This window comes from Streptomyces griseomycini, assembly GCF_014203535.1.
Classification (GTDB): Bacteria; Actinomycetota; Actinomycetes; order Streptomycetales; family Streptomycetaceae; genus Streptomyces; species Streptomyces griseomycini.
The window spans coordinates 386,816-399,574 of the sequence record NZ_JACHJI010000007.1; the positions used below are offsets into that span (position 1 = coordinate 386,816).

Genomic DNA, 12,759 nt, shown 5'->3' on the forward strand with positions numbered 1-12,759 from the left:
TGGGGCTCCAGGTCTTCGGGCCTCCACGCCTCACGGGTGCATGCGCGCGCCCTTCAGGACCTTGTCCACCGCGTTCTTCGGGCCGTACATCGCCAGGCCGACCAGGTCCAGGTCCGACGTGCCCACGGCGCGGACCGCCGCGCGGTTGGCCTCGTCGTGGCCCGTGGCGAACAGGTCGCCGGTGAAGACCGCGCGCGGCAGGGCGCGGGAGAGCGCCCGGGCGTGCGCCGCCTTCAGGGTCTCCTTCGTGCCCTCGAAGACCAGCACCGGCTGGCGGAACATCGGCAGGTAGGGCACCTGGTCCGCGTCCTCGTACGGCTCCCCGATCACCTCGGGGAGCCCGGTGCCCAGCCCGCTGACCAGGAACGCGGTGACGTTGAGTCGCTGCCAGGACTCCAGGTCCTCGCGCAGCAGGACGGCGATCTTCGTGTCGAAGCGTGTGCTCATGCCCCGAGACTGCCGACCGGGGCGCGGGGGCGTCTTGTACGTTGTTTGCATGACCGCCGCGGCCGCAGAGCGTCCCGGGCGGACGGCCGTGTCCGCCTGGCGGCCCCGGGTCCCGGGCGTCGTCGAGGTCTTCCACGCCCGCTTCACCGAGTACGCCTACCCGATGCACGTCCACGACGCCTGGACGCTGCTCATCGTCGACGACGGCGCCGTGCGGTACGACCTCGACCGGCACGAGCGCGGCACCCCGCACGACACCGTGACCCTGCTGCCGCCGCACGTCCCGCACAACGGCTCCCCCGCCACCTCCGACGGCTTCCGCAAGCGGGTGCTGTACCTCGACGGCACGCACCTCGAGGACTCCCTCATCGGGGCCGCCGTCGACCGGCCCGACCTGCCCGACCCCCTGCTGCGGCGGCGGGTCGGGCAGGTGCACGCCGCGCTCGTGCGGCCCGGTGACGAGCTGGAGGCCGAGAGCCGGCTGACGCTCGTCGGGGAGCGGTTGCGCGCCCACCTGCGGTCCCGGGGCGCCGTCACGGAAACGCCCCGGCGGGACCCCGTCCTCGCGCGGCGGCTGCGCGAGCTGCTCGACGAGCGGGTGGTGGAGGGGATCGGCCTGCGGGAGGCGGCCGGGCTGCTGTCGGCCCATCCCGCGCACCTGGTACGGGCGTTCAGCGGCGCCTACGGCATCGCGCCGCACCAGTACCTGACGTCCAGGCGGGTGGGGCGGGCCCGGCGGCTGCTCCTGGAGGGAGGGTCACCGAGCGCGGTCGCGGCGGCCAGCGGGTTCTACGACCAGGCCCACCTGACCCGGCACTTCCGGAGGCTGGTCGGGGTCACGCCGGGCCGTTACCGCGCGGAAGGCCGGTGAACCCCGCGGAAGCGGGTCACCGGCCGGCGGGGCCGTCACCGTGACGCCGGTGTCCGCGGCCTGCACGGCCGTCACTCGCCCGAGGGCCGCTCCAGCAGGTGCGTGAACGCGTCCAGGTTGCGGGTCGACTCGCCGCGCGACACCCGCCAGGCGTACTCCTTGCGGATCGCGGAGGCGAAGCCGAGCTCGAGGAGGGTGTTGAAGCTGCCGTCGGCGGCCTCCAGGACCTGGCCGAGGAGCCGGTCGAGTTCGTCCGGGGTGACGGCGGGCAGCGGGAGGCGGCCGGTGACGTAGACGTCGCCGAGCGGGTCGACGGCGTAACTCACGCCGAAGAGCTTGAGGTTGCGCTCCAGGAGCCAGCGGTGGACGGCTGACTCGTTCTCGTCGGGGTGGCGGATGACGAAGGCGTTGAGGGAGAGCGTGTGCCGGCCGACGATCAGGGAGACCGTCGTGGACAGCTTCCGGGTGCCCGGGAGCTTCACGACGTACGTGCCGGACGCGGGGCTCTCCCACTCGAGTTCGGCGTCCTCCAGGACGCCCTCGACGACCCGTGCCGCCCGCCGCTGTTCCGCTTCCGTCGCCTCCGCCGCCATGTCAGCCATGGTGGGAGCGTACGCGACGGCGGTGCGCCTGCAGCGCGGCCGTGTAGACGTCGGCCGTGGCGGCGGCCGCGGTGTCCCAGCCGAAGGACTGGGCGTGCCGGGCGGCGGCCTCGCCCATCCGGTCGGCGAGGTGCGGGTGGTCGGCGAAGTCGCGCAGCACGCGCGCGTAGGCGGCGGGGTCGTGTCCCTGGACCAGGAAGCCGGTGTGCCCGTCCCGTACGGCCACCGGGAGGCCGCCGACCGCGGCGGCGAGCACCGGGGTGCCGGCCGCCTGCGCCTCTATGGCGACCAGGCCGAAGGACTCGCTGTAGGACGGCATGACGAGGACGGACGCCGCGCGGAACCAGTCCGCGAGCTGCTCCTGCCCGACCGGCGGGTGGAACCGTACGACGTCCGCGATGCCGAGGCGCGCGGCGAGCTTCTGCAGGCCCTCCGGCTTGGCGAGGCCGCTGCCGCTGGGGCCGCCGACGACGGGGACGCAGACGCGTGAGCGCAGCTCGGGGCGCTCGTCGAGCAGGACGGCGACCGCGCGGAGCAGGACGTCCGGTGCCTTGAGGGGCTGGATGCGGCCGGCGAAGAGCGGGATCAGGGCGTCCCTCGGCAGGCCGAGGCGGGCGCGGGCGGCGGCGCGGCCGTCGGCCGGGCGGAAGCGGGCCAGGTTCACGCCGGGGTGCACGACGGCGACCTTGCCGGTGTCGGCGTCGTAGTGCCGGACGAGTTCGTCCGCCTCCCCGGCGGTGTTGGCGATCAGCCGGTCGGCGGCGGCGACGATCTGGGTCTCGCCGATGACGCGGGCGGCCGGTTCGGGGGTGTCGCCGTCGGCCAGGTTGGCGTTCTTGACCTTGGCCATGGTGTGCATGGCGTGCACCAGGGGGACGCCCCAGCGCTGGGCGGCGAGCCAGCCGACGTGGCCGGAGAGCCAGTAGTGGGAGTGGACCAGGTCGTAGTGGCCGGGGCGGTGGCCGGCCCAGGCCTGCATCACGCCGTGGGTGAAGGCGCACAGCTGGGCGGGCAGCTCCTCCTTGGCGAGTCCCTCGTAGGGGCCGGCGTCGACGTGCCGGACGAGGACGCCGGGGGCCAGCTCGACGGTGGGCGGGAGGGCGGCCGTGGTCGCGCGCGTGAAGATCTCGACCTCGATGTTGATCGCGGCGAGGCGCTGCGCGAGCTCCACGATGTAGACGTTCATGCCCCCGGCGTCGCCGGTGCCCGGCTGGTGGAGCGGGGAGGTGTGCACGGAGAGCATCGCCACGCGGCGGGGCTGCCTGCGGTGCAGTCGCAGCCGTGGGGGCGTTGCCGGGGAGCGCCGCCCGAGCCTCGCGATGTACTGGCTCACGTGGCGTTCCTCCTCGCTGCGGGCAGGGCTGTCGGAGGGCCTGCGGGCCCTGTGGGACGTCAACACCGGAAGGGTCCGTTCCCATTTCCGGACGCCCCCTCGGGACCGTGTTTTTGCCGAATCATTACCGGCCGTCGCTCAACCGTTCGAGAAGGAGGCGCGTGACGTCCGCGGGCGGCCCGCTCCGGGTGCCCCCTTACCCTCGTACGCATGACCGTCCGCGCCGCCGCCCTCCCCCGGCTCCCCTCGAGCGGGAGGACCCCCGTCGTGGGCACGGTGACGCGCGGGACGACCAACCCCAACCGGCTGCGCCGCATGGACCGCTGGATCGCGGCCGTGCACGGCGCGGAGCTGCGCCGCGCGGAGCACCCCGTCACCGTCGACCTCGGCTACGGCGCGGCCCCCTGGACGGCGGTGGAGCTGCTGCACCGACTGCGCTCCGTGGCGCCCCGCACGCACGTGGTGGGCGTCGAGATCGAACCGGCCCGGGTCGCGGCCGCGCGGCCGTACGAGCGCGAGGGGCTGGTCTTCCGGCACGGCGGCTTCGAGGTCCCGGTCCCCGGACGGCCGCTGCTGGTCCGCGCGGCGAACGTGCTGCGCCAGTACGACGAGGCGGAGGTCGCCGCCGTGTGGCAGCGGCTGTGCGCGCGGCTCGCGCCGGCCGACCCGGCGACGGGCTCGCGCGGCGGGCTGCTGGTCGAGGGGACCTGCGACGAGATCGGGCGCCGGCACGTGTGGGTCGCCCTCGGGCCGGAAGGGCCGCGCACGGTCACCTTCGCGACCCGGCTGGGCTCGCTGGAGCGCCCCTCGGACCTGGCGGAACGCCTGCCGAAGGCGCTCATCCACCGCAACGTCCCCGGGGAGCCGGTGCACGCCTTCCTGCGCGACTTCGACCGCGCCTGGGCGGCCGCCGCGCCCTACGCCTCGTACGGCGCCCGGCAGCGCTGGATCCGGGCGGTGCGGGACCTCGCGGCCCACTGGCCGGTGACGGACGGGCCGGTGCGGTGGCGGCAGGGCGAAGTCACGGTGCGCTGGGAGGCGTTGGCGCCGCGGGGCTGATCCGGCGGCGGTGCGGGCGGCACCGGGCGGCACCGGGCGGCACCGGGCGGCACCGGGCGGCACCGGGCGGCACCGGGCGGGTGGGAACGGTCTCCGCGAGTCGTTCGTCACATCTGCGGGGTGATCGCCGTACCGGGAGGGGACGACGGAAAGGGGTGGGTCTGTCGTTTCGCGCGCCGACGTGGCAGCATCCCCCGGGCGACCGAATGTTACTGGTGGTTAACCAGATGGGGGGCGGAGTCATGCGGACGGGCAAGCGCGGGCTGATCACGGCGGCCGTGGCCGTGGTCTGTGCGGTCACGGTGCTGGCGGCACCGGGTACGGCGTTCGCGAGTCCCGCTCCCCCGCCGTCCCCGAGCGCGGGCGCGGGCGCCCCGGCCGCCACCGACGAGGAACTCGAAGCCGTCCGCAAGGAGCTCGACAGGCTCTACCGCGCGGCGGCCGTCGCCACCGACGAGTACAACGACGCGGAGGAGAAGGCGGAGAAGCAGTCCGCCGAGATCGTCCGGCTGGCCAAGAAGATCGTCGAGGGCCGGGAGAAGCTGGAGGGGCTGAAGGAGCGCGCGGGCGCCGCGGCCGCCGCCCAGTACCGCGGCGGCGGACTGCCGCCCGAGGCGCACCTGATGCTGAGCGAGGACCCGCAGGAGTTCCTGGACGGCGCGGACCGGGTGCGTCAGGGCGCGCACGCGACCAAGGGGCTGCTCGGCGAACTGACCCGGACCCAGGAGGACCTGGAGCAGTACGCCCAGGACGCCGACGCGCAGTGGCGCGAGCTGGAGGCGGGCCGCAAGGCCAAGGCCAAGGCGCAGAAGAAGATCGAGAAGCAGATCGCGGCGGCCGAGAAGCTCGAGTCCGAGCTGGAGAAGGAGGAGCGGGAGCGCCTGGCCCGGCTGGAGGAGCGGGCCGCCCGGCAGGCGCAGGCCACCTGGCTGGGCTCCGGCATCCTCGACGAGATCCGGGGCGAGGCCACCGCACGGGGCGAGAAGGCCGTCGCGTACGCCACCGCGCAGATCGGCAAGCCGTACCAGTGGGGCGCCGAGGGCCCGAAGGCGTACGACTGCTCCGGGCTGACCTCACAGGCCTGGGCGTCGGCGGGGCGGGGCATCCCGCGCACCTCGCAGGCGCAGTGGCAGCAGCTGAAGAAGGTCGACGTCGAGGACATGCGGCCCGGCGACCTCGTCATCTACTTCCGTGACGCCAGCCACGTCGGGATGTACATCGGGGACGGCTCCATCGTGCACGCCCCGCGCCCGGGGCGGACGGTGACGGTCGCGGGGGCCGGGTCGATGCCGATCCTCGGAGTGGTGCGCCCGGACGCGAACTGAGCGGCGGGGCGGGCACCCCGCCCCGATCGACGGCCCGGTGACCCGGGCCACGTGACCCGGCCCACGTGGATCTCGCGCCGGACCCCCCACCGGCGTGACGTTCGTCATCCCCCCGGTGTTTCCGGCCTGTCCAACTGCGGTAGCAAACGCGGCATATGACAGTGGCCGACGACCGACCGGCGTGCGTCACACCATTCCGCTGCGGCGCCGTCACCCGCTATCGTCCCGGTTCGAAGGGGCATCCCGCTCGCACAAGCGTGCGAGTCCAGGGAAGGGCCGAGATCCCTCGCCCCCACCGTGCCCTCGGGGGGAGGGAAGGAACCCGGAACAATGCCCGCATCCGTACCGCGGCAGAGAGCGCTCCCGGCCGCGGAAGGCGGTCAGGCGCCGGCCGCGCCGCCGAACGGCGGCTCCACCCAGGACTCCGCGGAGGCCCTGGCGACGGCCCCGCGCGCGGCGGCCCCGTCCGAACGCACCACGGACACGTCCGGCGCCGCGCCGGACAGGGCCGAGGCGACCGCCCCCACCAACCTCACACTGCTGCTGATCGAGGACGACCCCGTCGGCTCGCCGATCGTGCCGGACCTGCTCGACCAGGCCGGCAAGCCGATCCGCGTCCGCACCGCCCGCAACCTCACCGAGGCCGAGCGGCTGCTCACCGACGACGTCCACTGCATCCTGCTCGACCTCGCGCTGCCCGCGCCCGGCCGGGCGGGCGGCGGGGACGACGAGCTCGCCGTGCTCAAGCACGTGCTGGAGCTGGCACCCCGGCACGCCGTCCTCGCCCTCACCGGCGCCGACGACACCGAGCGCGGCGCGGAGGCGGTACGGGTGGGCGCCCAGGACTACCTCGTCCGCGACGAACTGGACGGCCGGCTGCTGAGCCGGGCGATCCGCTACGCGGTGGAGCGCAAGCGTTCCGAGTCGGCCGAGCGCCGGCTCGCCGAGGGGCGCCTGCGCGCCCAGGAGAACCGTCGCCTGGAACGCGGCCTGCTGCCGACCCCCCTGCTGGAGGGCTCCTCGCTGCGCTTCGCCGCCCGCTACCGCCCCGGCCGCTCGCGCGCCCTGCTCGGCGGTGACTTCTACGACGTGGTCCGCACCCCGGACGGCACCGTGCACGCCATGATCGGCGACGTCTGCGGCCACGGCCCGGACGAGGCCGCCCTCGGCGTGGAGCTGCGCATCGCCTGGCGCGCGCTGACCCTGGCGGGGCTGTGCGGCGACCAGCTGCTGGGCACGCTCCAGCAGGTGCTGGAGCACGAACGCGCGGACGACGAGATCTTCGCGACCCTGTGCACGGTCGACATCGCCCCGGACGGCCGCCGGGCCGGCCTGTGCCTGGCCGGTCACCCGTCGCCCCTGCTCGTCCGCCCGGGCCTGCCCGCGCGGCTGCTGCCGTACGACAACAACGGCCCGGCGCTGGGCCTGCTGCCCGGCGCCCGCTGGCCGCGGATGCAGGTGGAGCTGGGCGCCGAGTGGAGCCTGATGCTCTACACCGACGGCCTGATCGAGGGCCGGGTCGGCGGCAGCGGGGAGCGGCTCGGCCAGGACGGCATGGTGGACATGGTCCGCCGACAGCTCTCCGAGGGCCTGCACGGGGAGGAGCTGCTGCGGGCCGCCGTCCACGAGGTCCGGAACCTCAACGGGGGCGAGCTGACGGACGACGTGGCGGTCCTGCTGCTGGACCGCGCGCCGTAGCCCGGCGGGGAGCCCGCCCGCTTCCTACCGGCCTACCGGCCGCCGTTCCACGGACCGTACGGGCCGTCGCTGCTGGAGCCCCTGCGGCCGCGCCCGCCGCCGGGGAGGCCGCGCAGGGCGGGACGGACGTCGACCATGTACACGATGGTCGCGATCAGCCCGATGATCGGCAGGAACGACAGGATGTTGAAGATCAGGTTCACCACGAACGCGAGGGCGAGGACGATCAGCCAGAAAGGCTTGGTCTGCTTGTCGGCCGCGCGGTAGGCGTCCTCACGGCGCGTGGCGGCGTCGATCAGCGCGAAACCGCTGAAAAGGATCAGGGCCATGCTCAGCAGCCACATGAAACCCGCGAAGCCCTGCATCAGCACAACGTCCACCACCCGGCTCGGTTCGTCCCTACGCGGTCACCGTACCCGCAACCGCCGGCCGGCTATCCGGACAACGGGCCGGGCACCGCGAGAGTGCCCGGCCCGCCGGTTCCGCCGACCGGTCCCGTCCCGTCGCTCACTTTGCGGGCGGGGTCGTCCTCTTCGCCGTCGTGGGCTTGCGCACCGGGGCCTTCTTGGCGCCGGCGGGCTTCCTCGCCTCGGTGGACCCGGCACCGTTCGCGGCGGGCCCGTCGTCCTCGGCCCCGACCGGCTCGGGCCGGGACACGGGCTTCGGTGCGTCGGCGGCCGGCTCGACGGCCACGGCGATGTCCTCGATGCTCTCGGCGGCCTCGCCGCGCCAGGTCCGCACGGCCTGCTCGCCGTGCTCGGCGACCTTCTCGTAGGTCTCCCGGGCCTTGACCGCGTACTCGGCGGCGACGCCGACCCCGCGCAGCGCGAGGTCCTGGGCGGTCTCACCGAGCTTCTTCAGGTCGGTGTCGAGCGAGCCGAAGAACTCGCCGACCTTGGCCTGCAGGGTCTCCTGCGTCTCCCGGACCCGGTGGGTCGCCTTCTCCTGGACGGCCTTGGGGTCGGTGGCGCGGACGGCCTCGAAGCGGGCCGGGGCCTCGGCGCGCAGCTGCTCCACCAGGGCCGGCACCTTCTTGGCCTGCTGCAGGGCGAGGTCGGCGGTGCCGGCGGCGAAGTAGAGCGGGGTCGGGTCGGTGAAGGTCTTGCGCAGGTCGTCGGTGATGGCCATGGTGATGGTCCTCCCGGATGTCGTGTTCGGCTGAGGGTTCGTGTGGTCCGCGGCGGGCGGACGGTGCCCTGGTCCGGCTCAGTCGGCCGTCCGCCGCGGACCGGTGTCGCTGCCGCCGTCCCCGCGGGGACGGCGTTCGGCGGACGTACCGCCCTTGCCCACGGAGCCGCGGCGCCCGGCGGACGCACCGCCGCCGGCCGTGCGGCTCCGACGTATCGCGGCACCGCCGTCCGGGGCGTCGTCCCCCGCACGGTCGCTCCCGCCGACGGCGTCGGGGACCTCGGCCGCCTCGGTCGTCTCGGCCGCCTCGGTCGCCTCGGCCGTCACCTCACCGTCCTCGGCGCCCCCGAACCCGTTCTCCTTGCGGAAGGACTCGTAGATCTGGAGCAGCACCTGCTTCTGACGCTCGGTCAGGGTGGGATCGGCGAGGAGGACGGCCCGTGTCTCGACCTCGTCCCGGTCGCGCTCGGCGTCGAGGATGCCGGCCCGGACGTACAGCGTCTCGGCGGAGATCCGCAGCGCCTTGGCGACCTGTTGCAGCACCTCCGCGCTCGGCTTGCGCAGCCCGCGCTCGATCTGGCTGAGGTACGGGTTGGACACCCCGGCGGCGTCGGCGAGCTGCCGCAGCGACAACTGCGCGCTGCGCCGCTGCTCGCGCAGGTACTCACCGAGATTGCCGACGTTGAGCGATGCCATGCCTCCACCTTGCCCCACCCTGCTAACTATTGCAAGCATCCGCTTGCAGGAGTGCGCCGCCGGGTGGACCGGCACCTGAGACCGAGCACGAGAGGGGTCGTGCTCGCAGGGCACCTGTCGCGGCCCTCCCGTCCGGCCGGGCGTCCCACGCGAGGCGAAGGACGCAGCCGGTCAGCGTCTCGTCGGGCAGGGGATCGAGGGTGCGGGACGGCGGACGCACAGCCCCGTGGCGCTCCAGCGGCAGGCGGGCCACGACGGAACGGACGGACCGGGGGGAGACGGCCGTCCCGGGAGTCCCGCCGAGACCCGGGCACCCGACCCGGCGCGTGCGCACGTCCCCGGGAGCGCACGCGCGCAACCCGCGGACCGAGGGCGGAATTCAGCCTTTGCTCCAGGCCGGACGCACCCCTTCGACCTGCCGAACAGCCACCTCAAGCGCCAGAACCTTCGTTCGATGCCGGCGGGTCGTTTCCAGTCAGATTGATCTTTCACGCTTGATCCTCGTCGGAGGGGGGCGCTTAGGGTCGGTCGGCATGGGGACCAACGCATACGACGATCTGCTCGCGGACATCTACGACCAGATGTACCCCGACGCGCTCTCCGGCACAGCCGAGACCGTGGAGTTCGTCTCGACGCTCTGCCCGTCCGACGGCTCCGTACTGGAACTGGGCGTGGGCAACGGACGGCTCGCCGTGCCGCTGGCCGCCCGCGGGGTGGACGTCTACGGCATCGACTCCTCAGCCCGCATGCTGGCCGACCTCGCTGCGCGGGACCCCGACGGCACGGTGAAGGCCATCGAGGGTGACTTCCTCACCACCACCACGGGCCGGCAGCACGATGTCGTCCTGATGGCGCTCAACACCTTCTTCTCACTGCCCGAGCAGGAGAAGCAGATCGACTGTCTGCGCGCCATGCGGGAACACCTCGCCCCCGGTGGGCGGGTGGTCCTCGAAGCCTTCGATCCCAGCCCGTACCACCGGCAGGAGGGCGAGAAGACCACGACCCGCTTCCTCGGTCCGGGCACGGTGATGCTGGAGAGCAGCCATGTGGTCCAGTCGCAGCAGCTGATCATCCTGATCTTCGCTCTGCTGGCCGAGGGCCCGACGCGCACCGCCCACACCGCACTGCGCTACGCCTGGCCCGCCGAGATCGACGCCATGGCGCGGTGCGCCGGTCTGCGGCTCGTCGAGCGGTACGCGGGCTGGGGGAAGGAGCCCTACGGTCCCGGCAGCCAGCGTCACGTGTCGGTCTACGAGGTGGCGGACGCGGCGTAATGAGCGCCCTGTTGCAGCTGACGGACGTACGGCACGGATACGACGGCCGGGCGGTCCTCAACGGCGTGAACCTGACGGTCGGTGCGGGCGAGTGCGTCACCCTGCTCGGCGAGAACGGCTCGGGGAAGTCCACCCTGCTGCGGCTCGCCGCCGGACAGGAGGTCCCCCGGTCGGGGAGCGTCACGCTGCGCGGCACGGCCGTCGACGAGGACGACTGGAGCGTGCGGGCCACCGTCGCCGCCGTCCTGGACAGCGGGGTGGGCTATCCGGATCTCAGTGTCCGCGAACACCTGATGCTCGTCGCTCTGGCGCACGGCCTGGGCGACGGGTCGGCCGACGCGGTGGACGAGGTGCTGGCCGAGCACCACCTCACCGAGCGCGCCGACGCGCTTCCGCATCAGCTCTCCTCCGGGCAGACCCAGTTGATGGCGCTGGCGCAGGCGTTCGTCCGGCCCGCCGAGCTGCTCCTCCTGGACGAGCCGGAGCAGCGGCTCGACGCGGACGCGCGCGGCCGTCTGGCCGAGCGGCTGCGGTCCGCGAAGGACGCCGGGACGGCGGTCCTCCTCGCGACCCACAACCGGGAGCTGGCGGACGCCGTGGCCGACGCCGAGTACACCGTGTCCGGCGAGGGCCTGCTCGTCGCGGGCGGGTCCGGTGGCTGAGCTGATGACGCCTCCGGCGCGGACCGCGAACGAGGCCGACGCCGCGCACCGCACGGACGCGGTGCTGGCCCGGCTCCGTATGCTCCGGGCGGGACGGCGCGAGAAGCGGCGCAAGAGCCTCGCCTACACGCTGTACTGCACGGTCCTGTTGTTCGGCATCTGGGGCGTCCCCCTGCTGGTCGCCGCGGCACGGGCCGGCGCGGACGGCCGGCTGCGGGGACCGGTGGCCGAGCGGCTGCTGTCGGCGCTGCCGACGACCCTGCCGGCCGTACTGGCCACCGTGGTCCTGCTGCTGGCCGGGCGAGCCATGTGGCAGGGGCCGGTGCTGCTGGAGCGGGCGGCTCTGTCGTGGCTGCTGCCGCAGCCCGTGCTGCGCCGCGCCCTCCTGCTGCCCCGCTTCGTCGCGGCGTCGGTGACGACCACGGCGATCGCGACTGCGGTCGGCGCGGTGGCCGGGTTCCTGCTGCACGCCCTCGGAGCGGGCTCCTGGTGGGCCGCGACCGCCGCGGGAGCGATGACGGGCGGGACGGCCGGCTTCGCCGGGACGTCCCTGGCCACCCTGGTCCAGCGCCACTGCGACACCTGGCTGCGCCGCCGGGGCTGGATCCGGCGGGCGGCGTGGGCGGTGGTGGCGGTCCTGTGGCTGCCGGCCGTCGTCTCGCTGGCGCGCGGCTCGTGGGCCGCGGAGTCGGTCGCACCCTGGTCGGGGCCGTGGGGCTGGGCCGCGCTGCCCCTGGCGGCAGTGGCCGGCGAGGTGCCGGCGGCCGCCGGCTGGGCGGGGGTCGCGCTGTCGGCCCTGGTCCTGGTCACGGTGGGCCGGGCCGGTGCCGACGCGGCCGCACGGATCCCGGCCCGGGTGCTGCGGACGCAGGCGGGCACCGCGCTACGGGTGCAGGCGTCCCTCTACTCCCTGGACCTGCGCCAGGCACGGGCGGCCGTACGGGCCACCCGGCCACGGGGCGTGCGGTCCGCCGTGCGTCTGCCGTTCCCTCGCCGGACGTGGCTGCTCGTCCCGTGGCGGGACGCGACCGCGCTGCTGCGTGCGCCGGGGCGACCGGCGTGGGCGGCGGTCTGGGCGGCCGCGGCCGTCGCACTGCTGTGCCTGGACGACGCCCCGACCGCGGTCCTGCTGATGACGCTGCCGACCGGATACCTGGCTGCGGCGCAACTGGTGGAACCGGCCCGTCTGGAGACGGACGACGTGCGGCGCTCGGCGCACCTGCCGTGGCCCGCCCGGGTGCTGGCGCTGCGACACGGGCTGGTGCCCGCCGCGGGGCTGCTGCTCCTGTTCGCGCTGGGCGCGGCCGCGGCCGCGGGGGCCGGCCTCTGGTCGGACCGGCTGCTGGTCCTGCCCGCCCTGGTGCCCGCGCTGGTCGGTGCCGCGCTGGTGAGCGCGTACCGGGGCGTCGTCCCCGTGCATCTGATGATCGGTTCGATGACGCCGCTGGGTGACACGGGGCCACTCGCGGCGCTGCTGTGGCAGGCACGGGGACCGCTGGTGGCGCTGGGCTGCCTGGCCGTGGTGGACGGTCCGGTGCGCGGAGCGGAGACGGGTGCAGCGGGGCTGCTGTGGCCGCTGGCCGTGGGGGCGGGGATGGCCTGGTGGGCCGGTGTGACAGCGCGCAAGACCGTGCGCGGCCGGTGAGTCCGCCGGGCTCCGTGCT

The 12,759-nt window shown here is 74.5% G+C and carries 13 protein-coding genes; 7 read left to right on the plus strand and 6 right to left on the minus strand.

Features of this window, described 5'->3' with window-relative positions; all coding sequences use genetic code 11:
* Nucleotides 1-30 precede the first annotated feature (30 nt).
* The gene (locus FHS37_RS22010) at nucleotides 31-498 is read right to left on the minus strand and encodes a DUF2000 domain-containing protein (RefSeq protein WP_184823896.1); all 468 of its coding nucleotides are present in this window, start codon (nucleotides 496-498) and stop codon (nucleotides 31-33) included.
* On the opposite strand from FHS37_RS22010, the gene FHS37_RS22015 reads away from it, so the two are divergent.
* Nucleotides 497-1,318: a helix-turn-helix transcriptional regulator gene (locus FHS37_RS22015; RefSeq protein ID WP_184823898.1), complete on the plus strand. Its 822-nt coding sequence runs from the start codon at nucleotides 497-499 to the stop codon at nucleotides 1,316-1,318. The genes FHS37_RS22010 and FHS37_RS22015 overlap by 2 nt on opposite strands.
* A gap of 71 nt (nucleotides 1,319-1,389) precedes the next feature.
* Here FHS37_RS22015 and FHS37_RS22020 read toward each other — a convergent pair whose 3' ends face one another.
* A complete protein-coding gene (locus FHS37_RS22020) occupies nucleotides 1,390-1,920 on the minus strand; it encodes a type III secretion system chaperone family protein (RefSeq protein ID WP_184823900.1) in 531 nt (176 codons plus the stop codon).
* Entirely contained in the window at nucleotides 1,913-3,253 is a 1,341-nt protein-coding gene (gene mshA, locus FHS37_RS22025; RefSeq protein WP_184823904.1) for a D-inositol-3-phosphate glycosyltransferase, read from the minus strand. The genes FHS37_RS22020 and mshA overlap by 8 nt, the downstream gene beginning before the upstream one ends.
* A 210-nt stretch (nucleotides 3,254-3,463) precedes the next feature.
* Between mshA and FHS37_RS22030 the strand changes: the two genes are divergently transcribed.
* From FHS37_RS22030 to FHS37_RS22040, 3 genes are all read left to right on the plus strand, one after another.
* Nucleotides 3,464-4,312 (plus strand): class I SAM-dependent methyltransferase, encoded by an 849-nt coding sequence (locus FHS37_RS22030; RefSeq protein ID WP_221500090.1) that lies wholly within the window; start codon nucleotides 3,464-3,466, stop codon nucleotides 4,310-4,312.
* A 242-nt stretch (nucleotides 4,313-4,554) separates the two neighbouring features.
* Nucleotides 4,555-5,637 carry a C40 family peptidase gene (locus tag FHS37_RS22035; RefSeq protein WP_184823906.1) on the plus strand — a complete coding sequence of 361 codons (1,083 nt, stop codon included), beginning with the start codon at nucleotides 4,555-4,557 and terminating at the stop codon, nucleotides 5,635-5,637.
* Between the two features lie 330 nt (nucleotides 5,638-5,967).
* Complete coding sequence (locus FHS37_RS22040) at nucleotides 5,968-7,335, plus strand: PP2C family protein-serine/threonine phosphatase (protein WP_184823908.1); 1,368 nt, start codon at nucleotides 5,968-5,970, stop codon at nucleotides 7,333-7,335.
* A gap of 32 nt (nucleotides 7,336-7,367) precedes the next feature.
* Here the strand turns inward: FHS37_RS22040 and FHS37_RS22045 are convergent, their stop codons facing one another.
* From FHS37_RS22045 to FHS37_RS22055, 3 genes are all read right to left on the minus strand, one after another.
* Nucleotides 7,368-7,700 carry a DUF2516 family protein gene (locus FHS37_RS22045; protein WP_184824124.1) on the minus strand — a complete coding sequence of 111 codons (333 nt, stop codon included), beginning with the start codon at nucleotides 7,698-7,700 and terminating at the stop codon, nucleotides 7,368-7,370.
* Nucleotides 7,701-7,842: 142 nt separating this feature from the next.
* Nucleotides 7,843-8,463 carry a hypothetical protein gene (locus FHS37_RS22050; protein ID WP_184823909.1) on the minus strand — a complete coding sequence of 207 codons (621 nt, stop codon included), beginning with the start codon at nucleotides 8,461-8,463 and terminating at the stop codon, nucleotides 7,843-7,845.
* Nucleotides 8,464-8,541: 78 nt separating this feature from the next.
* The gene (locus FHS37_RS22055; protein ID WP_184823912.1) at nucleotides 8,542-9,159 is read right to left on the minus strand and encodes a helix-turn-helix domain-containing protein; all 618 of its coding nucleotides are present in this window, start codon (nucleotides 9,157-9,159) and stop codon (nucleotides 8,542-8,544) included.
* Between the two features lie 533 nt (nucleotides 9,160-9,692).
* Between FHS37_RS22055 and FHS37_RS22060 the strand changes: the two genes are divergently transcribed.
* The 3 genes from FHS37_RS22060 to FHS37_RS22070 are packed head-to-tail and all read left to right on the plus strand — an operon-like array spanning nucleotide 9,693 to nucleotide 12,740.
* Complete coding sequence (locus FHS37_RS22060) at nucleotides 9,693-10,433, plus strand: class I SAM-dependent methyltransferase (protein WP_184823914.1); 741 nt, start codon at nucleotides 9,693-9,695, stop codon at nucleotides 10,431-10,433.
* On the plus strand, nucleotides 10,433-11,095 hold the full coding sequence (locus FHS37_RS22065; protein WP_184823916.1) for an ABC transporter ATP-binding protein: 663 nt from the start codon (nucleotides 10,433-10,435) through the stop codon (nucleotides 11,093-11,095). Before FHS37_RS22060 ends, FHS37_RS22065 begins: the two co-directional genes overlap by 1 nt.
* A complete protein-coding gene (locus tag FHS37_RS22070) occupies nucleotides 11,088-12,740 on the plus strand; it encodes a DUF6297 family protein (protein ID WP_184823918.1) in 1,653 nt (550 codons plus the stop codon). Before FHS37_RS22065 ends, FHS37_RS22070 begins: the two co-directional genes overlap by 8 nt.
* Nucleotides 12,741-12,759 lie beyond the last annotated feature (19 nt).